Raw genomic sequence first — 21,215 nt, 5'->3', positions numbered from 1 at the left:
TAAAGGGGCGAGTGCGACTTGCAAGAAACCTTGGGTGGACCAGATAATACGGCTGTTCGGCACGCCCACACTTTAATTTCCAGATACAAATCATGCCCTCCGGATATTTTCGGGGGGCGTGGCTCGCCGGGAGAATGTGCATGAGGCCGCCAGTCCCGCATGATCGTTGCCTTTGCGGCAATAGGCGCATCGCTGTCCAATCATCCTCTCCACTTCAATCTGCGCTGAAGGTCTCTCACGTGTAGCTATATAGCTAGCTAGCCGCAAGCAAGTATTTTACGAAGCGAATTATGTTGCTGAAATGCCACCATCCACCTTGAGTTCGGATGCAGTGATGAAACGACTTTCATCCGACGCGAGGTACAGGACGGCGTATGCCACATCGTCGGGCTCGCCGAGTCTTCCCACCGGCACTTGGCGCGCAAGTCGTTCCAGCATGGCCGCTTCTTCCCGGTCTCCCCGGAAGATATCGAGCATCGGCGTACGGATGAATGTAGGGTGGATCGAGTTGCAACGGATATCCCAGCCGCGTTTTGCTGTGAGCAGTGCAACCGATTTTGTGAGCAGCCAGACAGCGGCCTTGGAAGCGTTGTAGGCAGCGAGGTTGGGCGAAGCCATCAACCCCGCCATCGACGACAGGTTGATGATCGAGCCGGGCTGGCTGTCACGCAGATATGGAAGCGCAATCTTGCACCCCAAAAAGACGCTGTCCGTGTTGACCTGCATGACGCGGTGCCATTGATCGAGTTCAAGATCTTCGACAGAGCCTGTCATTACCAGACCAGCATTGTTCACCAGTACAGACACGCCACCCATGAGCAGAACGGCTTGGTCGAGCGCTTCCGTCCAGTCATCGGCGCTGGTCACGTCATGGCGGGCCGCCCAGGCGACTTCTTTGCCCATTTCGATATTGATGGACTCGGCTACCCGCTGCGCCCCTGCCTCGTTGACGTCGGTCAAAAGGACCTGCGCGCCGTGTCGTGCGAGCATCTGTGCGGAGGCAGCGCCCAATCCTTGCGCGGCACCGGTTACCAGTGCTTTCTTTCCGCCGACGCGGGCTAACGAACTCATTGCAGGTGTCCCAATCATCTTGTCAGATCGCTGTGAAGATACTAGCGTGTGACAAACAAGTGGAGAGGTCAATGCAAAGCGACATAGCTGGAGGCCCGGCAATGGGTGAAGCGCGGAATGGAAAAGCCGCATATCGCCCGCGCACTGCGATTATCGGCGCCGGTGCTGCAGGCATGATGCAGGCGATCAAGCTGCGGGAAGCCGGGCTTGACGACATCGTCATCTATGAAAAAGCGAACGAGGTCGGCGGCACATGGCGCGAGAATCGGTATCCGGGCGTCGCCTGCGATGTGCCGGCGCACCATTATAATTACTCGTTCGAACATAATCCGGGCTGGAGCCACCGGCTCGCACTGGGTGGAGAAATCCAGTCATATATGCTCAAGGTCGCCGACAAATATGATCTGCGGCGAGATATTGTTTTCGGCACGAAGGTGACCGGGTGCAGGTTCGATGGCCGGAAGTGGCATCTGGAAACGGTCGAAGGGCATCTCGACACAGTCGATTTCCTCGTCGCGGCGACCGGACCACTTCATGTCCCCGCATTTCCCAGGATCGAGGGGCTGGACGACTTTGAGGGCGCCAAGTTTCATTCGGCCCAATGGATGGACGGCATCGATCTCAGCGACAAGCGCGTGGGCGTGATCGGTAGTGGGTCAACCGGTACTCAGTTGATTGCAGCGCTCGCCAACCAGGGTGTCGATCTGACGGCGTTCATCAGGACGCCACAATGGATATTTCCGCTGCCCAACCGCCGCTTTGGCGATATGGAGCGGAAAATAGTCCGTGCGATGCCCTGGATCGGACGCGCTGCTGGAAGATTTTATGGCTGGTTTTTCGAGCATGTGTTCGCCGAGGCGGTCATCAAAAATGGGTGGCAGCGTAAATTCTTGTCGAGCATGTGCAAATGGCATCTAGGTCGGATCAAAGACCCGGAACTGCGCAGGAAGCTGACACCGCCCGATGAACCCCTGTGCAAGCGCATGGTGATGTCGACTGCATTTTACCCGGCGGTATCACGGCCCAATGTCGAGATCGTCCGCGACGGCATCGTTCGCGCGACTGAGCAGGGCATAGTCGATCAATCCGGCCGCCTGCACGAACTGGACGTCATCATCTTCGCCACCGGGTTCGACGCACGAGCCTATCATCGCCCGATTGAACTGACCAACGCCCGCGGCGAATCGCTGACCAAGGTGTGGGAAGGGCAGACCGGCGCTCACCTTTCTGTGCATGTTCCGGGCTTTCCGAATTTCATGCTTGTCGGCGGCCCGCATTCGCCGCGAGGCAATTTCAGCGCGATAGCCTATTCGGAAGCGATCGTCGACCATATCGTCAAGGTTATCAAATTCTGCGCGGAGAACGGATACCACTCGATCGAATCAAAGCCGGAGGCTCTGGACGAGTTTTTGCAGAAGGTGAAGTCCGCCGTACCGTCGACAATATGGATTTCGGGTTGCACGAACTGGTATATGGACGAAAACGGCATGCCAGAGACTTGGACCGGCACGCCTGACTCATATCGTGAGATACTGCGCGAGCCACGTTATGAGGAGTTCAAGCTGGCAAGGTGAATAGGGCGGTTGTGCCTGTTCTTGTCGATGCGATCAACGCGGCTCACCGATGAGCGCGATGATCGCATCACGAAAATCATGCAGGGCACTTTTGAAATCGACTTTGTCGGGGTTGGTCAGCCACTGGTATACAAGGCCGAAGAAAAACGACGTGTACTGAAGTGCGACCCGGCTCGGCACAGCTGACTTCCTGATCGTGCCATCCTCTATTCCTTCGCGAATATAGCGTTCGACCGCGCGCCGGTAGGCGCCGTGCTGCTCGGCCAGTCGTTCGCGCATGACAGTACTGCTTGCTACTGTTTCATAATAGAGAATGAACATCGCCCGGACATAGTCGCTGTTCTCGGTGAGGTAATGAATGCCGCTTTCGACCGACGCCGAAAAGGCGTCCAGGCCGGTCTTGCTGCCCACAAACGCGCGCAACTCGCTTTTCCAGCGCTTGTTAAAGATGTCGATCAGCTCCGCAAACAAGACATCCTTGGAACCAAAGCGATTGCTGGCCAAGCCACGGCTGTATCCGGCAAGCTCGCCGACCTCCCGCAACGTCGTGCTCTGTGTCCCCCGCTCGGCGACAAGCGTCATTGCGGCATCCAGCATCCTGCCGTCAGATATGGATGTACGCTCCGCCTGTGTGAGGCGTCGCCGCTTTACTGCTGTAGTCGTCTCCGGTTGCAATCGCCGCGATGTCGCCACTCTTCAATCCTCGTTAAACGGTGAAGGCGACCTTAGTTCGTTCACTTGTTTGACGCAAGGAATGTGAATCTGCGCGCTGAAGATGCTTCAAAGCCGCGCGTCCCGTGTGACTTTACCGCGGCGGCATTCTTAATGCGCCATCCAGCCGGATATCTTCGCCATTCAAATAGGCATTGCGGCAGATTTCGAGCACCAGGCTGGCATACTCGGCCGGGTGGCCCATCCGCCGGGGGTAAGGCACATTGTCAATCAATCGCTGCCTGACTGCCTCAGGGGCGGAATGAAGCAGCGGTGTGTCAAAAGTGCCGGGCAAAATGGTGTTAACGCGAATGCCGTCCATCATGAAATCGCGGGCGATTGCCAACGTCATTCCGACGATCCCGGCCTTGGCGGCAGAATAAGCTGCCTGGCCGGCCTGCCCATCCTCGGCGGCGACGGACGCCGTATTCACCACAACGCCCCGGGCGGCGTCCTCCTCGAATGGCTCCAGCGCCAGCATCCCTGCTGTCGATTTGACAATGCAGATGAACGTGCCGACCAGATTGATCTGTATCATCCTCTGGAACGCATCGAGAGGGAAATGACTGATCTCCCCCGTTTCACGGGCGCGCCACGCGGTTTTGAAGGCGCTGCCGGTTCCGGCACAATTTACCAGAATGCGCTCCTGCCCGTGAGCCTGACGAGCCTTAACAAATCCTTCGGCAACGGACGTCTCATCGGTGACATCGACTTGACAGAAGATGCCTCCGATGGCCGCAGCAACCTGCGCGCCCAATACCGCATTGACATCGAAGATCGCGACCTTGGCACCGGCGTCCGCTAGTGCACGCGCGGTTGCTTCACCCAGGCCACCTGCTCCGCCCGTGACGACGGCCGCGCATCCTGAAATTTTCATGCTGGTTTCCTCATCCTAGATTTGCGGGTTGCGCTGCGATGGTGCGGGCAAAAGGTCAGGGCCAATGGCGTACGACTTTGACCCACAACGACTGCCTCCAAGGCGCGCTCCATTTGATTGTATCAAGCAATAACCAGCATCTATCTCGCGCAATGAGATAGTTCGCTCGACAGGCTTGGACCTATAAACTCCTGCCCGACGCACTACTTCCTAACATGGTGCCGAAAAATGCTGTTGCCTCGCTATGTATCTTGCTAGACGCAAGCAAGCAAGATACATAGCGAGGCAACGACTGAAAGTGTCGGGATGAGAGAGGATTTCCAGGTGGCTGAACTTGCAAATACGGCTGTGCATGCAGGCATCATTCCTGTCCGGGAAGCCCAACAGTTTGACGAATCAGGCCTCGCGCGCTGGATGAGCGAGAATGTGGATGGGCATGATGGCCCCATCAGCGTCAGGCAATTTCGCGGCGGACAATCAAACCCCACCTATCTCGTCACCACGCCCGAGCGGTCATATGTGCTGCGGCGGCAACCCTCCGGTGTGCTCCTGAAAGGGGCGCATGCCGTCGATCGGGAGGCTCTTGTGCAAGGCAAGCTGGCCGATACCCGCGTTCCGGTGGCCCGTATATTCGGGGTGTGTCTCGATACCGACGTGATCGGCACGATGTTCTACCTGATGGAACTGGTCGACGGGCGCATCTTCTGGGACGCTACCTTTCCCGACGTCGGGGTCAGCGATCGATCCGATTACTTCATGGCGATGAACACCACGATTGCAGACCTCCATGCGATCGAACCCGCCTCAATCGGCCTTGATGGCTTCGGTCGGCCGACCGGCTATGTCGAGCGGCAGATAAAGCGGCTTTCCGAACAATATATCGCCGATACCGCCGCTGGCCGCGATCCGAACATGGACAGGCTGATCAACTGGCTCGAACATGCCCGACCGCGAAACGAGGCCAGGGCGGCAATTGTCCATGGCGATTTTCGCTGCGACAATATGATCTTTCACCCGACGGAACCGCGTATCGTCGCGGTTCTGGACTGGGAACTGGCAACGCTGGGTCATCCTCTGGCGGACTTCGCTTATCATGCAACCATGTATCGCATGCCCAGTCACATCGTTGCCGGATTGGCAGGCGAGGATATTGCTAAGCTGAACGTCCCTTCCGAGAAGGAATATCTGGCGCTTTACGCCGAGCGCGTCGGGCTCGCGGACACTGCGGACTATGACTTTTTCGTGGCGTTTTCCTTCTTTCGGATCGCAGCAATTTTTCACGGGATCAAGGGCCGTCTGGTCAGGGGAACGGCAGCTTCGCCCGACGCTGCCGAACGTGTGAAGGCCCTTCCGGAACTAGCCGAACTGGCTTGGGAGCAAGCGCGCCGGGCCGGCGCTCCAGCATTGTAAGGAATTAGCGTGGATATCACTCAAAGCGCCAGAAGCCTGGAATTGCAGCAGCGCCTGCAGACGTTCATGGCGGACCATCTCTATCCGATAGAACGCGATCTGTATCTGGATGCCGAACGGCTGGGTCCATGGGCGATCTATCCCGGCATCGAGGAGCTCAAGGCGCGCGCCCGGGCGGAAGGATTATGGAATCTCTTTCTTCCCGCTGGTCACGGCGGGGACGGGCTGACCAATGTCGAATATGCCCCGCTATGTGCAGTGATGGGCCGGTCCTTGTTTGCGCCCGAAATATTCAACTGCTCCGCACCCGATACCGGCAACATGGAAACATTGCTGCGCTACGGCACGGCAGAACAGAAGGCGCGCTATCTCGAGCCGTTGCTGGCAGGGGAAACCCGATCGTCCTTTGCGATGACCGAGCCGGCGGTGGCGTCCTCCGATGCGACGAACATCGCTGCTCAAATCGTCCGCGACGGTGACGATTACGTCATTAATGGCAGGAAATGGTATACGTCCGGCGCCACAGATCCCCGCTGCGCCGTCTTCATCTTCATGGGCCGAACCGGTGACGCTCTCGCGGATCGTCACAAGGCTCAGTCGATGATACTCGTGCCGCGCAATGCTGCGGGCGTCCGTGTCGTCCGTGCCCTACCTATGCTCGGATTTTACGGAACCCCCGATCGGCCTGCGGAAGTCGTGTTCGAAGATGTGCGCGTGCCCGCATCCAACATGCTGCTGGGCGAAGGGCGGGGGTTTGAGATCGCACAAGGACGGCTAGGCCCGGGACGCATCCACCATTGCATGCGGCTCATCGGCCTGAGTGAGCGCGTCCTGGAGCGGATGTGTCGACGAGCGACTGAACGGGTAGCGTTCGGCAGTCCGCTGTCCGAGCAGAGCGTAACGCTGGAACGTATAGCGCAGTCGCGGATCATGATTGAGCAGGCGCGGCTGCTGACGATGCGCGCCGCGTGGATGATGGACACTGTCGGCAACAAGGCTGCACGCCAGGAAATCGCGATGATCAAGGTCATAGCGCCTACAATGGCGCAGCAGGTCATCGACTGGGCTATGCAACTGTTCGGCGGCGGTGGCACCAATAATGACCACTTCCTTGCCGCAGCGTTCGCCAACGCGCGGATATTGCGTTTGGCTGACGGTCCGGACGAGGTTCATCGCAACCAAATCGCCAAACTCGAACTGCGTCGCCATGCCGCAGGCGATGGCCAGTCAGATGGCTCCGGCGGCAAGGGATTGACCCTTGAAGAAGCCGATGCGGTGGCCGCGGCGAGCCTGTGGCCCGCTCCGCACGCTGGCGCGCATTAACCGGGGCCGTCGAACCTGAACGGATCAAAGACCAACACTTTCACAGCTTTCGGAGCGATTTATGCAGATGTTTGACTTCGATCTCGGCGAATCCGCCGACATGATCCGCGAAACGACTTGCCGTTTCGCGACCGACAAGATTGCGCCACTGGCCAAGAGGATCGATGCGGAGGATTGGTTTCCGCGCGACGAGCTTTGGACGAGCATGGGTGAGCTCGGCCTGCACGGCATCACCGTCGATGAGCAAGATGGCGGTCTCGGCCTCGGTTATCTGGAACATGTCATAGCGTGCGAGGAAATCGCTCGTGCGTCCGGCGCGATCGGGCTCAGCTACGGTGCGCATACCAATTTGTGCATCAATCAGATTGCCCGCTGGGGGTCGCCTGAGCAAAAAGCGAAATATTTGCCCAAGCTTATCTCTGGCGAACATCTCGGCAGTCTCGCGATGTCGGAGGCAGGCGCGGGTTCCGACGTCGTGTCGATGAAGCTGAAGGCGGAGGCCACAAGCAGCGGCTATGTCCTCAACGGCACCAAATTCTGGATCACCAATGCTACCTATGCCGACACACTGGTCGTGTATGCAAAGACCGGCGAAGGCAGTCGGGGCATTACGGCGTTCATCATCGAAAAGAACATGCCGGGTTTTTCGATCGGCCAGAAGATCGACAAGATGGGCATGCGCGGTTCCCCCACGGCCGAGTTGGTATTCGACAATTGCGAAGTCCCGCAAGAAAATGCGCTGGGTCCGGTGAACGGCGGCGTCGGCGTGCTGATGAGCGGGCTGGACTATGAGCGTGCCGTCCTGGCCGGCATACCGCTGGGCATCATGCAGGCCTGTCTCGACGTCGTTCTGCCCTACGTGCGGGAGCGCAAGCAATTTGGCCAGCCCATCGGCCATTTTCAGCTCATTCAGGCGAAGGTGGCGGATATGTATGTCGCGCTTAATTCATGCCGCGCCTATATTTATGCCGTGGCACGAAGCTGTGACGCTGGCCGAACGACGCGGTTCGACGCTGCCGCCGCAATTCTGCTGGCCAGCGAAAATACGGTGCGGGTCGCCAATGAGGCGGTCCAGGCGCTCGGTGGTGCGGGCTACACCAAGGACTGGCCGGTGGAACGCTTCTATCGCGATGCCAAGCTGCTCGACATCGGTGCCGGCACGAACGAGATCCGTCGTATGCTGATCGGTCGTGAACTGATCGGCGAGGCCGAGCGCCTGGCGCAGTGATCATGGCATCGGTTTGAATTTGAAATCGACAGCCGGGCAGGCACTTGTTGCCTGCCCGGCTCCTTGTTTGTCGCGTCAGCCGATTTGGCTTGCGAGAAATGCGCCTGCTTCTTGCAAGGACTCCTCGCCCTCGTCGAGCATTGCAGAATAGAGCTGCCACACGTGCGGCAGCTTGGGATAGGCGCGCAGGCGCACCGAAACGTCGGCCATGATGGCGCGCCGTGCCAACCTCAAGGCGTCGTCGAGGATCGCTTCATTGCCGCCGACATGGATGAGCAAGGGCGGCAGGCCCGCAAGATCTGCAAATATGGGCGATGCTTCGGGGGACTTCAAATCCGCGCCCGCCATATAGGTCGCTGCGAGACCGAATGCTCCGTCGAAGCTGACCAGCAGGTCGCGATCCTTGTTTTCCTGAACGCTGTCGCCGGTCACGCCCATATCCACAAAGGGAGAAAACAGGACCGCGGCTTTTGGCAGTGGCACGCCTTCGGACTTGCACCGCAGCATCGTCCCCAGCGTGAGACCCGCACCCGCTGAGTCGCCGCCAAAGACGATCTTGTGAGCTGGGGTGCCGTCAGCCAGCAGCCATTTGTAGACGGCAAATGCATCGTCGACAGCGGCGGGAAAGACATGCTCAGGCGCGAGCCGATAATCGGGTGCAATGGTCCGGATGCCCGCAGCCTGGCCCAGACGCGCAACCAGCCCGCGATGCGACTTTCGTGACCCAAACACATAGCCGCCACCGTGGAGATACACGATCGTCGCATCGGTGCGTGCGCCCGGTGAGACGCCGACCTCGCATGGGACACCGCTCGCTACTATCGCTTCGTAGGCGATCGCCTCGTCAGGTAGGGTAATGTCGCCCAACTCGTCATAGGCTTCACGCAATTTCTCGGGACCGAGGGCGGAAAGGTCTGGCCCTGTGCGAATCATCTCCAGTACCTGCTCAAGTTGTGCTTCAGACATCGCTGCTCTCTCCGTTTCTTACGCTATTTAACATGCCGATCGCGCAAAATCCGCGACATCGCTGGCAAGGCCGATCCGATCGATAATTCACTAGCTTGCCGCAAGCAAGTCTTGACCCATCGAAGAGGCACGCTTATAGCCTGACAATCAGATCCGCGCTCTCCAAGAGCAAAGACGGACGAATAGAGGATGTCGATGCCTGCTTTGATCTCTGTCCAATTGCGCCGCTCGGGAACTGCGTGGAGGATCGCCAGCAGGATCGCATGTCCGCTGAGGGTCAATAACAGGACTAGCGTAGAGGAGGGGTTGTGAGCGTTAGCCTTGAAACGACGCAAATGCTGCCCGTCGGCGCGCCGGTCGATGTCCATTTTTTGGTCGATCGTGGGCTGGAACCTTCGCCCGAGGTGACCGGAGGGCTTGGACGCATCGCTTTAGGCGACCTGCTGCGGCGCTCAGCGCGGCGATTTCCTGATAAGGCAGCGGTGATAACCCCGTCGAGAACGATAACGTTCGGCCAGCTGGACGAGATGGCGAACCGTTGTGCGAACATGTTGCGCAACGAAGGCGCAAAGCCGGGCGATCGGATCGCCACAATCTGTTCCAACAGTATCGACTTCATCATCGTCATCTTCGGCTTGCACAAGGCCGGGCTGGTCTGGGTGCCCATAAACCCGCTGATTGCTGCGGACGACAGGGCCTATATTCTCAATCACACCGAGGCGTCTTTCGTCATCGCCGATGAGCATATCCAAAATGTGATACCGGAGGGGGCCGAGGGATCGCCGCCCGTGCTGGCATTGGGCGAGGCTTTCGACACGAGGCTTTCGAGCGCTTCTCCAAAGGAACCTGATCTGCCGATACATGAGCGCGACCTGGCGATGATCATGTACACAAGTGGGACGACGTCGCGCCCGAAGGGCGTAATGCACTGCAATCTTGCCGTCTACGCGACGGTGATGTGCAACATCGGCGAATGGATGGTGACGCGCCAGGATCGCATCCTCATCGTCCTGCCGTTGTTTCATGTGTCGGCGCACTGCCTTTTCACGACGTTCATGGCCGCCGGTGCGACCGTGGTGCTGCATAACGGGTTTGATCCCGGACGGGTGCTGGCGGCGATCGAGGACGAAAAGGTCAGTTTCTTCGTCGGATTGCCGATGATGTATGCTGCGGTGATGGACCATCCGGTCCGCATGACGACGGACTTCTCTTCGCTGCGCTACTGCATTTACGCGATGGCGCCGATGCCGGGGCCGCTGTTGCGGCGCCTGCTGAGCGAGTTCTGCCCGACCTTCGTGCTTTCATCAGGCCAGACCGAAATGTACCCCAGCACAGCGATGCTGCGCCCGGAGCAGCAATTGCTCAAGGAGGGCAATTATTGGGGCGAACCATCGATCGTCAACGATATGGCGATCATGGACGACGATGGCACCCTGCTTCCTCCAGGCCAGGTGGGCGAGATCGTGCATCGCGGTCCGAACGTGATGCTCGGCTATTACAAGGACGAGGCTGCGACCGCGCATTCGCGACGGTTCGGATGGCATCATACGGGTGACCTGGGCGTGATCGACGAGGATGGCCAATTGCTGTTCGTCGATCGCCTGAAGGACATCATAAAGAGCGGCGGGGAGAATGTTGCCTCGGTCAAGGTCGAGCAGGTGCTGTTGCAGCACCCATCGATCGGTAATGCGGCGGCTATCGGCGTTCCGCATCCACGCTGGCAAGAGGCAGTGGTGGCAGTCGTCATGCTGAAGCCCGGCTCAACTGCGGAGGCGGGGGAGATCCTCGACCATTGCAGGGCGGCGCTTGCTCCGCACGAAGTGCCCAAAGCGGTCCAGTTCGTCGATGACCTTCCTCTGACCGCGACGTCCAAGCTGCGCAAGGTCGAACTGCGCGACCGCTTCCTCAATCTGTTCGGAGACTGATCGTGGCGATCATTGAGAGCATGGCGATCCCTGACAGCGAGGCGTTCCGACAGAACCATGCCGCGCATCTGGAGTTGATCGGGGCGGTTCGCGCGCTAGAAGCCAAGGTGCGGGCAACGTCAGCGAGGGCTGGCCCCAAATTCGCCAAGCGCAGTCAATTGCTGCCGCGTGACCGGATAGCATTGTTGCTCGACCGCGACATGCCGTTCCTGGAGCTTTCCACGCTGGCCGGCATCGACATGCACGACGACGATGGGGTCGATAACGTCTATGGCGGCGGTGCCATTGCCGGCATCGGCTTCGTGTCCGGCATTCGAGCGATGGTGTTCGCGAGCGATGCTGGGATCAAGGGGGGCGCTGCCCACCCGATGGGCATCAAGAAGCAGTTGCGCGCCCAGGATATCGCGATCGAAAACAAGCTGCCTTATATTCAACTGGTCGAAAGCGCAGGCGCGAACCTCAACCTGCAGGCCGAGATGTTTGTCGAGGGCGGACGTACATTCGCCAACCTGTCGCGCATGTCTGCGCTGGGCCTGCCGACGATCACGGTCGTGCATGGCTCATCCACCGCAGGTGGGGCATATCAGGTCGGTCTGTCCGATTATGTCATCATGATCCGTGGCCGCTCCAAGGTATTTCTTGCCGGCCCGCCCTTGCTCAAGGCGGCGACCGGCGAAATCGCTCAGGACGAAGATCTGGGCGGCGCCGAATTGCACACGCAGGTCACCGGCGTCGGCGACTATCTGGCCGAGAGCGATGCGGACGCCCTGCGCCAGGCGCGAGAGGTCGTCGCGAAATTGCGCTGGGATCGCGGTACGCCGACATCTTCTCCAATTGGCCCACGATATGACAGCGATGATCTGTTGGGCATCGTTTCGACCGATTACCGCAAGCCTTATGATGTCCGCGAAGTGGTTGCCCGCGTCATTGACGACAGTGATTTCACTGAATTCAAGGCGGGTTACGGGCTCCACACGGTTTGCGGACATGCGCGGATCGAAGGGCGCGAGATCGGCATAATCGGCAATAACGGGCCGATCGACGCACAGGGCGCGACCAAGGCGGCGCAATTCATTCAACTGTGCTGCCAGTCGCGAACGCCACTGCTTTTTCTCCAGAACACCACCGGCTTCATGGTCGGCGTGGATGCGGAAACGTCGGGCATCGTCAAGCACGGCTCGAAGCTGATCCAGGCAGTGACGAACGCTTCGGTTCCCAAGATCACGATCCAGATCGGTGCGAGCTTCGGCGCTGGAGCCTATGCGATGTGCGGCCGCTCCTTTGGCCCGCGCTTTATCTTCTCATGGCCCAACAACCGCCTGTCGGTGATGGGCGGGGAGCAGGCGGCAAAGGTCCTGACCATCGTTGCCGAGGACAGTGCCGCCGCCCGCGGCGTCGAACCAGACCACGCCGGGCTGGCAGCCATGTCGGAGCGGCTGATTAAGCAATATGACCGCGAGGGCGAGGCGCTGTTCGCCACCGCGCGGATCTGGGATGACGGCATTATCGATCCGCGTGACACGCGTCGCGTCGTCGCCTTCTGCCTCGACACCTGTAGCGAGGGCGATGCGCGCGAACCGGCCCGAAACAGCTTCGGGATCGCCCGACTATGACCGATATTCCACAGACTTCGGTGCTGCGCCTCGATCGACGGGGGTGCGCGCTGGTCGCGACCATTGACGATCCTGTCACCCGCAATGCAATGACCGACGCACTGCTCACCGATTTCGAAACGCTTTTCGCACACTATCGCGACGATCTCGCGATCCGCGCGCTGGTGCTGCGCGGTAGCGATCGCATCTTCTGCGCAGGCGCCGATCTTGGCGGAAAAACGCTGGCGGGGAGTGGCGGCGATCCGCGCGCGGCGACGATCGCGCTGTCGATCCGCGGCGCGCGCATCTACAGCGCGCTCAACACCTTTCCGAAGCCGGTGATCGTGGTGATAGAGGGGGCGGCAATGGGCGGTGGCATGGGTCTGGCCACATGCGCCGACATCGTCCTTGCAGGGCCGGGCGCGAATTTTGCCCTGTCTGAAGCGCGCCTGGGACTGGTCGCAGCGCAAATCGCGCCGTTCGTTGTTGCGCGTCTTGGCCCCGCGACGACACGCCGCCTTGCGCTGACCGGCAGCAGGATCGACGCTGGCCAGGCGACCGCATTGGGCCTTGTCGACGAACTGTTCACCGACCGGGCCGCGCTTGATGCCCGGCTGGACGCGATTCTCGCCGAAATTCAAGCGTGCGCGCCCGACGCACTGGCAGCCACCAAGGCATTGCTGATCGACTTGCCGGGTTTGGACATCACTGAGTTTTCACGGGCCGCAGCCGATGTTTTCGCCGATGCCGTAGCTGGCGAGGGCGCTGAAGGTATTGCGGCGTTCAAACAGAAGAGAGCGCCGACATGGGCCATCGCATGAAGCCGTTTTCCAAGATACTGATCGCCAATCGCGGTGAAATCGCGTGCCGCGTAATCCGCAGCGCCAAGGCAAAGGGCTATGCGACCGTCGCGGTGTTCAGCGACGCGGACGCGGGTGCCCGACATGTCCAGGAGGCCGACGAGGCGTTCCGGCTGGGTGGCGGGCCGCTGCGGGAATCCTACCTCTCTGCCGAGCGGATGCTGGCTGCGGCGCGTGCCACGGGATCGGACGCTCTGCACCCTGGCTACGGCTTTTTTTCAGAAAATGCCGACTTCGCCGAGCAATGCGCGGATGCGGGCATCACCTTCATCGGACCCTTGCCGGACTCCGTCCGTGTCATGGGCGACAAAGCGCGATCGAAGCGACGGATGATCGATGCCGGCGTGCCATGCGTACCGGGCTATGAGGGGGACGAACAGGACGACGCCCTGTTCGTGCGCGAGGCCGACCGGATCGGCTATCCGGTAATGGTCAAGGCATCCGCCGGCGGTGGCGGCCGGGGAATGCGACTGGTCCATGAGCGCAGCGACTTGCCGGCGGCGCTTGCCTCGGCTCGGTCGGAAGCGAAGAACGCCTTTGGCGATGACCGGCTGTTGCTGGAACGTGCCGTCGTCGATGCCCGCCATGTGGAGATACAGGTGTTCGGCGACACCTTCGGGTCGGTCGTCCACTTGGGAGAGCGCGACTGTTCGGTCCAGCGCAGGCATCAGAAAGTGATTGAGGAAGCACCCTCACCCGCAGTGGACCAAGACCTTCGCCGGCGCATGGGCGAGGCGGCTGTGCGGGCCGCCGCTGCTATCGACTATGTCGGTGCAGGTACGGTCGAATTTCTGCTGGGCGGGGACGGGCAGTTCTATTTCCTTGAGATGAATACCCGACTTCAGGTCGAACATCCCGTGACCGAATGCGTGACGGGGATCGACCTGGTCGATCTTCAGATCGACGTGGCGGCCGGGCTGCCCCTGCCGTTCTCGCAGGACGATGTCACGCTGACCGGACATGCGATCGAAGTCCGGCTATATGCCGAGGATCCGCGCGATCAGTTCCTGCCGCAGACTGGCGTCGCGACCGTTTGGGAACCGGCGACGGGTGAGGGCATAAGGGTCGATCATGGCCTGGTGGCCGGTCAGGTTATAAGTCCATTCTACGATCCGATGATCGCAAAGATCATCGCGATGGGCGCGAACCGCGAGGAAGCCTTGCGGCGGCTGGTCCGGGCTGTGCGGGAAACGCATTTGCTGGGCGTCGCGACCAATCGCGAATTCCTGCTCGACGCGCTCTCAATCGACGAGTTCCGCGACGGCGGTGCGACCACTGCCTTCATCGGCAAACATTATGGCGACGGTTTCCAACCGCGCGAGGGCGATCCTGCGGCGATCTGGCTTGCCGCGATCATGGCTACGGAAACGACAAGGGCAGGCTGGTCGTCCAATGCGGTGCAGGCTCACCCGATCAGCCTGAGCAGCGACGGCGTCGTGACGAATGTGCGTGTCGCCCGGACGGGACACCGCTGGTCGGCTGAGGTCGATGGTGAGGTAGCTTCGGTCGCGATCGTCGAGCGCGACAATGTCCATGTCCGGTTCGAGATCGACGGACTGGTGCGTCGCGCGGCCTATCTGTTCAGCGACGACGGGATCTCGATCGACATCGGTGGCCGGGCCTATCGGTTCGAGGACATGACCTATAGGGCCGCCTCGCGGGCGAGCGCGGGGGGCGACGGCGTATTGCGCGCACCGATGAGCGGCGCGGTGACCTCCATCCGCGTTAGTCCGGATCAGGCCGTGAGCCGCGGTGACGTGCTTGGCGTGCTGGAAGCGATGAAGATGGAGCATCAGATCGTCGCGCCGATTTCTGGCACGCTCGCTACCGTCGCTGTCACCGCCGGCCAACAAGTGGGCGCGCGCGACATACTCTTCGTCATCAAGGGGGAACCGGCATGAGCCGCCGCACGATCAGTATCGGGGGCGCTTCCGGCTTCTGGGGCGACAGTTCGATCGCTTTGCCCCAACTGCTCCAGCATGACGGGCTGGACTATATATCTTTCGATTATCTGGCCGAGGTCACGATGTCGATTCTGGCCCGCGCCCGCGCAAAGGATGCGTCGCTGGGCTATGCTACCGACTTCGTCGCCTTGGCCGCGCGGCACCTGCCGCAGATCGCAGAGCGGGGCGTCAAGCTGATCGCCAATGCCGGCGGGGTCAATCCGGTCGCCTGTGCGCAGGCCCTGCGCGCGCGGATCGCCGATGCGGGCCTCGATCTGCGGGTCGGGGTCGTCACCGGCGACGATCTGCTTCCGATGCAGGCGCAATTGCAGGACTGCCGGGAGATGTTTTCCGATGCCGAGATGCCGGCACGGCTGTTGAGCCTGAACGCTTATCTGGGGGCAGCACCGATCGCGGCGGCACTGGGTGCCGGGGCCGACATCGTCGTTACCGGGCGATGCGTGGACAGCGCAACCGTGCTGGGAGCCTGTATCCATGAATTCGGCTGGTCGCTGGCGGATTTCGATCGTTTGTCGGGCGGCTCGCTCGCCGGTCATATCGTCGAATGTGGCGCACAAGCCACCGGCGGCCTGTTCACCGATTGGCAGGATGTCAGTGACTGGGCGAACATCGGCTATCCGATCGCGGTGATCGAGGAGGATGGCGCGTTTGAAGTCACCAAGCCTGCTGGAACGGGGGGGCTTATTTCGCGAGGCACCGTCAGCGAGCAGCTTGTCTACGAGATCGGCGATCCGGCGGCCTATCTGCTCCCCGACGTCACATGCGACTGGCGCTCGGTGAAGATAGAGGAGACGGGCAAAAACCGGGTGCGGGTGTCCGGCGCTATCGGACGCGCACCACCCGAAACGTACAAGGCGAGCGCGACGTGGCAGGACGGCTACCGCGTGGGAGCGACCTGGACGATCATCGGCGAGGCCGCTGCCGGCAAGGCGGCGAAGGTCGGAGAAGCGGTCGTCTCGCGCGTTGCATCGCTCCTGACGCAGGCGGGCGCCGCACCGTTTACCGAGACGTCAATCGAGATACTCGGTGCCGAATCGAGCTATGGTGCCAGCAGCCAGGCGCGTGGCGTTCGCGAAGTCGTGCTGAAGATCGCGGCCAAGCATGTCGATCCAAAGGCGCTGGAGATGCTGGTTCGCGAGTTTACGTCAGCCGGTACTTCGATGGCGCCCGGCTTCACCGGCATGGGCGGCAATAGGCCAAAGGTGATGCCGCTCGTCCGCCTGTTCTCGATCGCCGTGGATAAGATGCTGGTCGACGGGCAGATTCATGCCGATGTGGATGGGCAGGATGTGTTAATGCCGCCCGCTGCGATAGCTGCTCCGGCTGCTGCCGTTACAGTCACGCCCGAACCGGACCTGTTGATCGACGAAGCGGAGCTTATCCAAGTTCCGCTGATCGCGCTTGCCTGGGGTCGCAGCGGCGACAAGGGCAATCACGCCAATATCGGTATCGTCGCGCGGCGGGCCGAATACCTGCCTTATATCAAGCGTGCGCTACAACCCGAACGCGTGGCCAAGCTGTTCGACCATTATGCCCCAACTGAGGTCAAACGCTTCGATCTGCCTGGAATCCAGGGTCTGAACTTCATGCTCTACGATGTACTGGGCGGCGGTGGCATCGCCTCGCTGCGCAATGATCCCCAGGGCAAAGGCTATGCCCAGATACTGCTTGGCGTGGACATAGCCGTGCCGTCCGATTTGCTCGCTTCATGAGCATCATCTTTGTCACGCAATCTTATTGGAGCCTATCATGTCGATCGAACAGAATAAGGATGTCGTGCGACAGTTTCTCGCCAGGTTCGGGACCGGCGATGCCGATGGCCTGATCGACAGCCTGACGGACGACGCGACCTGGTGGATCGGAGGAAAGCCGACCGACCTGCCACAGGCCGGACCGAAAACGAAGGACGGTATCAGCGCCGTCCTGCGCGGGATCGGCGCGAAAATCCCCGGCGGGATCGACATGCGCATCCACGGAATGATCGGCGAAGGGGACAAGGTCGCAGCCGAAGTGGAAGCACGCGGCGAGATCACCAACGGGCGGATATACAATAATGAATATCACTTCCTGTTCACGATCCGGGAAGGGCGCATCGCTGCCGTGAAGGAATATCATGACACCCTCCACCTGAAGTCCGTGTTCGCGGCATGAAGTCACAGATCTGAACCGTCGAAGGAAAACAAGATGTCAGCAGAACAGAGCAAGGATGTCGTCCGCAAATTACTCGCAAAGTTCGGCCAGTGCGACGTCGAGGGCGTCATCGACATGCTGACAGAGGATTCCACATGGTGGGTCGGCGGAAAGCCGGACCAATTCGCATTGGCCGGACCCAAAACAAAGGAAGAAATCAGCGCAATCCTGCGAGGCGTATTGGGAGAGATACCAAACGGCCTTGAAATGCGATTGAGATCGATGATCGCGGAAGGCGATACTGTCGCTGCCGAAGTTGAGTCCTATGGTGAATTGAACAATGGTCGTGTCTACAACAACGAGTATCATTTCTTGTTCAATGTTCGCGGAGAGAAAATATCCTTGGCCAAGGAATATCTCGATACGATGCACACCAATTCTATTTTCTTAACTTGAAAAACCAATGCATCAATCTCTGGATGGAGCCGTCAATCCTATGACCAGCACAGGCACAAAGACAGAAGACAGCGCCTATGAGCGCTGGCAGCAGACGGTGGCGGCGCGTTACAAGGATCGCTCCTTCGTCGCCCGCAACAGGTCGGGCGTGGAAGTCGAGCCTGTCTATGGCGGCCTCGACCGGATGGGCAATGAGGCGGAAATGCCGGGGCAGTATCCCTACACCCGTGGCATCTACCCGATCCATTACCAGTATCAGCCGTGGATGGACCTGCAGATCATCGGCTTCGGCCTGCCCGCACAGACGCGCGAGCGCATGGACCTGTTGCTGGAACAAGGCGGATCAAAAGGCTATTTCGATCGCGAAGCCTATAATTTCATTTTCGATATGCCGACGTCGATGGGATATGATCCCGACCATCCTGGGGTGCGCGGCAGCATCGGCGATTGCGGCATCTCGGTCTGCAAGGCGAGCGATTACGAAGTGCTTCTCGCCGGCAAAGACCTGGCCAAGACCACCGTTTCGCTGGTTCTGAACGCTGGCTCGCCCGCCATGCTTGGGCTCTATCTGGCAGCGGCAAAAAGGCGCGGCTTCGCGTTCGACACGCTCGGTGGCAACCTCACCAACTATATCTGGGATTTCTTCGGCCATAGCGGCGGCACGAACTTTTCGCCGCGCGGCAGCTACCGGCTGGTCGCGGACATTGCAGCCTATTGTTCGCAGCATGTGCCGCTCTGGAATCCGCTGACGATCAGTGAGCATAACATCTGCGAAGCGGGCGCTACCAATGTCCAGGCCGTGGCTTATTCGATAGCCGCGATCATCGCTGTCAACGAGGAGTGCGTGAAGCTTGGAATCGAGCCGGATTCCGTCGTGCCCCGGTTCGGCTTCCACGTTCGGTACGGCGAGAATTTCTTTGAAGAAGTAGCCAAGACCCGCGCGCTTCGGCGCGTCTACGCCAAGGTCAATCGCGAGCGGTTCGGCTGCAAGAAGAGCGGTTCGCTACAAGCGCGGATTCATGCGCAGACTGCGGGTTCGCTGCTCACGGTACAACAGCCGCTGAACAACCTGGTCCGCAACGCCTATGGTGCGCTGGCGGCAGTGTTGTCCGGCGCGAATGGCATGACCATCAACGCCTATGACGAGGCGCTCGGATTGCCGACGGAAGAGGCAGTAACCTTGTCACTCAGGACGAGCCAGATCATTGCGGAGGAAACCGGCGCGGTCCATGTATCCGACCCGTTCGGCGGTTCATACTATATCGAATCGCTCACCGACGAGATCGAGCGCCGGGTGTTCGAAATCATCGCGGACATCGACGATCGTGGCGGCCTGATAGCCTGTATCGAATCCGGATGGGTCAAGCAGCAAGTGTCTGCCGCAGCATACCAATGGCGCCAGGAAATCGAGAGTGGCGCGCGCACGATGGTCGGCGTCAACAAGTACACTACCGACGAGCCCGAGCAATATGCCGTGTTCCAGCCCGATCCCGAAGCCGCTCGCCTCGCCATTGAGGATATCGAGCGACATCGCCGGGATCGCGATGCGGCGCGCTGCTCGGAGGCTCTGGACAAACTTCGTCGTGCGGCGGTCGATGTCAGTGAAGGCCGGGCGATCGGATCGGTGATGGAAAATCTCGTTGCTGCGGCCGAAGCGGATGCGACGCTCGGTGAGATGCAGGCGATCCTCCACGACGTTTTCGGTCGTAACAAATAGAAAGCTGATACTATGCAAGATAATGCGCCAAACCCGCGCGTACTCCTGACGAAGAGCTTTATCGACAGCCATGATCGCGCGATCGCGACGATCGCACTGGCATTGCGCGATGCCGCGATGGAAGTCGTGGTGATCGATTATGAACAGCCCGAAGACGTCGTCACGGTCGCCCTTCAGGAAGACGTCGACATCATCGGACTCAGCTTCATGTCCGGTGGCCAGGTGGAGACGACCCAGAAAATCGTCGCCGAGTTGCAGCGCCGCGAAGTTGGCGACCTGCCGGTGGTCGTGGGCGGCGTCATCCGCCCCTTCGACGTGGCCCCGCTGGAGGCTGTCGGTGTCAGGGAGATATTCCGTGGCGGGGCACCTCTTGCCGACGTCGTGGCAACCTTTCAGCGGCTCGCGCGGGCATATCGGGGACTGGTTTGACTGGTCTGCGCTCAGGACTGGACGCTGCATCCCTTCTCGATGGGGTCCGCGGCCGCGACCCGCTGGCGATTGCGCGTGCCATCACGGCGATCGAGAACCGCACTCCAGTCGGGACGGAACTGGCCGTCGCTGTGCGCGGTCAGGTCAGTTTGTGCCGAACGCTGGGCGTGACGGGGCCACCGGGAGCCGGAAAATCCTCACTAATCAATGGCCTCGTGCAGGAAATGCTGCCGAGATACGGTCGCCTGGCGATATTAACGGTCGATCCATCCAGCCCGATCAGCGGCGGCGCCGTCCTGGGCGATCGGGTGCGCATGGCCGCACATAGCGCGAACCCGGACGTGTTCATTCGCTCTCTGGCGACGCGCGGCCATCTGGGCGGCGTGACGCGCACCACGCGGTCCGTCATGGACCTTTTGGCAGCCGGCGGGATGGACCTCGTGATCGTCGAGACCGTGGGCACCGGACAGTCCGAAGTCGAGGTTGCAGAACTTACCGACATCAAGCTTGTCGTTTGTGCACCGGGCCTGGGCGACGAGATGCAGGCGATCAAGGCTGGCGTACTGGAAATCGCCGATCTGCTGGTGGTGAACAAATCGGATCTGCCGGACGCCGCTCGAACCGCCGCGCACTTGAATGCAATGCTTCATCATCGGGGTCATGATGAGCGTCGATCCGTTCTCTCTGCATCGACGGTGAGCGGTGATGGCATGAAGGCGCTTGCTGATGCGATTGACGCAAGGTTTGCTGAACTTCCGTCGGCACTACCTGTCGTGGCATTCAGGCGGACCAATCCGCGATCGATGCTCGCCAGCGATGTGGCCGAAATGGCGGCGGCCATGGTGCTGGACACGTCCGACCCCCGGTTTGACGAAATCGCCGAAGACGTCGCGCACGGCACCTTATCGCGCGACGACGGGGCCAGGACCGCGATAGGCATATTGGCCAGACCCGACCCACTGACTGAAATGAGGAATTGAAA

At 60.3% G+C, this 21,215-nt stretch carries 18 protein-coding genes; 14 read left to right on the top strand and 4 right to left on the bottom strand.

The annotated features are described in order from the left end of the window. Positions 1 to 288: 288 nt before the first annotated feature. Entirely contained in the window at positions 289 to 1,071 is a 783-nt protein-coding gene (locus ABT375_RS11265; RefSeq protein WP_284114486.1) for an SDR family oxidoreductase, read from the bottom strand. Between the two features lie 71 nt (positions 1,072 to 1,142). Here ABT375_RS11265 and ABT375_RS11260 point away from each other — a divergent pair, with 71 nt between their 5' ends. Continuing rightward, the gene (locus ABT375_RS11260; protein WP_416462466.1) at positions 1,143 to 2,645 is read left to right on the top strand and encodes a flavin-containing monooxygenase; all 1,503 of its coding nucleotides are present in this window, start codon (positions 1,143 to 1,145) and stop codon (positions 2,643 to 2,645) included. Between the two features lie 33 nt (positions 2,646 to 2,678). Here ABT375_RS11260 and ABT375_RS11255 read toward each other — a convergent pair whose 3' ends face one another. Together ABT375_RS11255 and ABT375_RS11250 are read right to left on the bottom strand one after the other, a co-directional pair. Next, a complete protein-coding gene (locus ABT375_RS11255) occupies positions 2,679 to 3,227 on the bottom strand; it encodes a TetR/AcrR family transcriptional regulator (RefSeq protein ID WP_284114484.1) in 549 nt (182 codons plus the stop codon). Positions 3,228 to 3,450: 223 nt separating this feature from the next. After that, positions 3,451 to 4,233, bottom strand: a complete 783-nt coding sequence (locus tag ABT375_RS11250) for an SDR family NAD(P)-dependent oxidoreductase (RefSeq protein WP_416462465.1) — start codon at positions 4,231 to 4,233, stop codon at positions 3,451 to 3,453. 324 nt (positions 4,234 to 4,557) lie between these two features. On the opposite strand from ABT375_RS11250, the gene ABT375_RS11245 reads away from it, so the two are divergent. The 3 genes from ABT375_RS11245 to ABT375_RS11235 all read left to right on the top strand — a co-directional run bounded on the left by ABT375_RS11245 (position 4,558) and on the right by ABT375_RS11235 (position 8,194). Then, entirely contained in the window at positions 4,558 to 5,643 is a 1,086-nt protein-coding gene (locus ABT375_RS11245) for a phosphotransferase (RefSeq protein WP_284114482.1), read from the top strand. A 9-nt stretch (positions 5,644 to 5,652) separates the two neighbouring features. Continuing rightward, the gene (locus ABT375_RS11240) at positions 5,653 to 6,966 is read left to right on the top strand and encodes an acyl-CoA dehydrogenase family protein (RefSeq protein WP_416462464.1); all 1,314 of its coding nucleotides are present in this window, start codon (positions 5,653 to 5,655) and stop codon (positions 6,964 to 6,966) included. Positions 6,967 to 7,027: 61 nt separating this feature from the next. Continuing rightward, positions 7,028 to 8,194: an isovaleryl-CoA dehydrogenase gene (locus ABT375_RS11235; protein ID WP_284114480.1), complete on the top strand. Its 1,167-nt coding sequence runs from the start codon at positions 7,028 to 7,030 to the stop codon at positions 8,192 to 8,194. A 75-nt stretch (positions 8,195 to 8,269) separates the two neighbouring features. Here ABT375_RS11235 and ABT375_RS11230 read toward each other — a convergent pair whose 3' ends face one another. Further along, entirely contained in the window at positions 8,270 to 9,160 is an 891-nt protein-coding gene (locus ABT375_RS11230) for an alpha/beta hydrolase (RefSeq protein ID WP_284114479.1), read from the bottom strand. A gap of 335 nt (positions 9,161 to 9,495) precedes the next feature. Between ABT375_RS11230 and ABT375_RS11225 the strand changes: the two genes are divergently transcribed. Genes ABT375_RS11225 through meaB form a run of 10 tightly spaced genes read left to right on the top strand, consistent with a single transcriptional unit; the run spans position 9,496 to position 21,213 of the window. Beyond that, complete coding sequence (locus tag ABT375_RS11225; RefSeq protein WP_313231220.1) at positions 9,496 to 11,085, top strand: class I adenylate-forming enzyme family protein; 1,590 nt, start codon at positions 9,496 to 9,498, stop codon at positions 11,083 to 11,085. A 20-nt stretch (positions 11,086 to 11,105) separates the two neighbouring features. After that, a complete protein-coding gene (locus ABT375_RS11220) occupies positions 11,106 to 12,698 on the top strand; it encodes an acyl-CoA carboxylase subunit beta (RefSeq protein ID WP_416464886.1) in 1,593 nt (530 codons plus the stop codon). After that, positions 12,695 to 13,498 (top strand): enoyl-CoA hydratase/isomerase family protein, encoded by an 804-nt coding sequence (locus ABT375_RS11215; RefSeq protein WP_416462463.1) that lies wholly within the window; start codon positions 12,695 to 12,697, stop codon positions 13,496 to 13,498. The genes ABT375_RS11220 and ABT375_RS11215 overlap by 4 nt, the downstream gene beginning before the upstream one ends. Continuing rightward, on the top strand, positions 13,495 to 15,438 hold the full coding sequence (locus tag ABT375_RS11210; protein ID WP_416462462.1) for a biotin carboxylase N-terminal domain-containing protein: 1,944 nt from the start codon (positions 13,495 to 13,497) through the stop codon (positions 15,436 to 15,438). The genes ABT375_RS11215 and ABT375_RS11210 overlap by 4 nt, the downstream gene beginning before the upstream one ends. Then, entirely contained in the window at positions 15,435 to 17,213 is a 1,779-nt protein-coding gene (locus ABT375_RS11205) for an acyclic terpene utilization AtuA family protein (protein WP_313231225.1), read from the top strand. The genes ABT375_RS11210 and ABT375_RS11205 overlap by 4 nt, the downstream gene beginning before the upstream one ends. A 37-nt stretch (positions 17,214 to 17,250) precedes the next feature. Next, a complete protein-coding gene (locus ABT375_RS11200) occupies positions 17,251 to 17,652 on the top strand; it encodes a nuclear transport factor 2 family protein (RefSeq protein ID WP_284114473.1) in 402 nt (133 codons plus the stop codon). Positions 17,653 to 17,685: 33 nt separating this feature from the next. Beyond that, the gene (locus ABT375_RS11195; protein WP_284114472.1) at positions 17,686 to 18,087 is read left to right on the top strand and encodes a nuclear transport factor 2 family protein; all 402 of its coding nucleotides are present in this window, start codon (positions 17,686 to 17,688) and stop codon (positions 18,085 to 18,087) included. A gap of 7 nt (positions 18,088 to 18,094) precedes the next feature. After that, a complete protein-coding gene (locus ABT375_RS11190; protein WP_416462461.1) occupies positions 18,095 to 19,804 on the top strand; it encodes a methylmalonyl-CoA mutase family protein in 1,710 nt (569 codons plus the stop codon). Between the two features lie 12 nt (positions 19,805 to 19,816). Continuing rightward, the gene (locus ABT375_RS11185; RefSeq protein ID WP_278393253.1) at positions 19,817 to 20,233 is read left to right on the top strand and encodes a cobalamin-dependent protein; all 417 of its coding nucleotides are present in this window, start codon (positions 19,817 to 19,819) and stop codon (positions 20,231 to 20,233) included. After that, entirely contained in the window at positions 20,230 to 21,213 is a 984-nt protein-coding gene (gene meaB / locus ABT375_RS11180; protein ID WP_278393254.1) for a methylmalonyl Co-A mutase-associated GTPase MeaB, read from the top strand. The genes ABT375_RS11185 and meaB overlap by 4 nt, the downstream gene beginning before the upstream one ends. The last annotated feature ends 2 nt before the right edge of the window (positions 21,214 to 21,215 follow it).

The sequence above is a fragment of the Sphingomonas sp. VDB2 genome (assembly GCF_047946695.1).
GTDB lineage: Bacteria > Pseudomonadota > Alphaproteobacteria > Sphingomonadales > Sphingomonadaceae > Sphingobium > Sphingobium bisphenolicum.
Note: the sequence above shows the minus strand (reverse complement) of the source record. Positions and strands in the feature narration are given on the sequence as shown.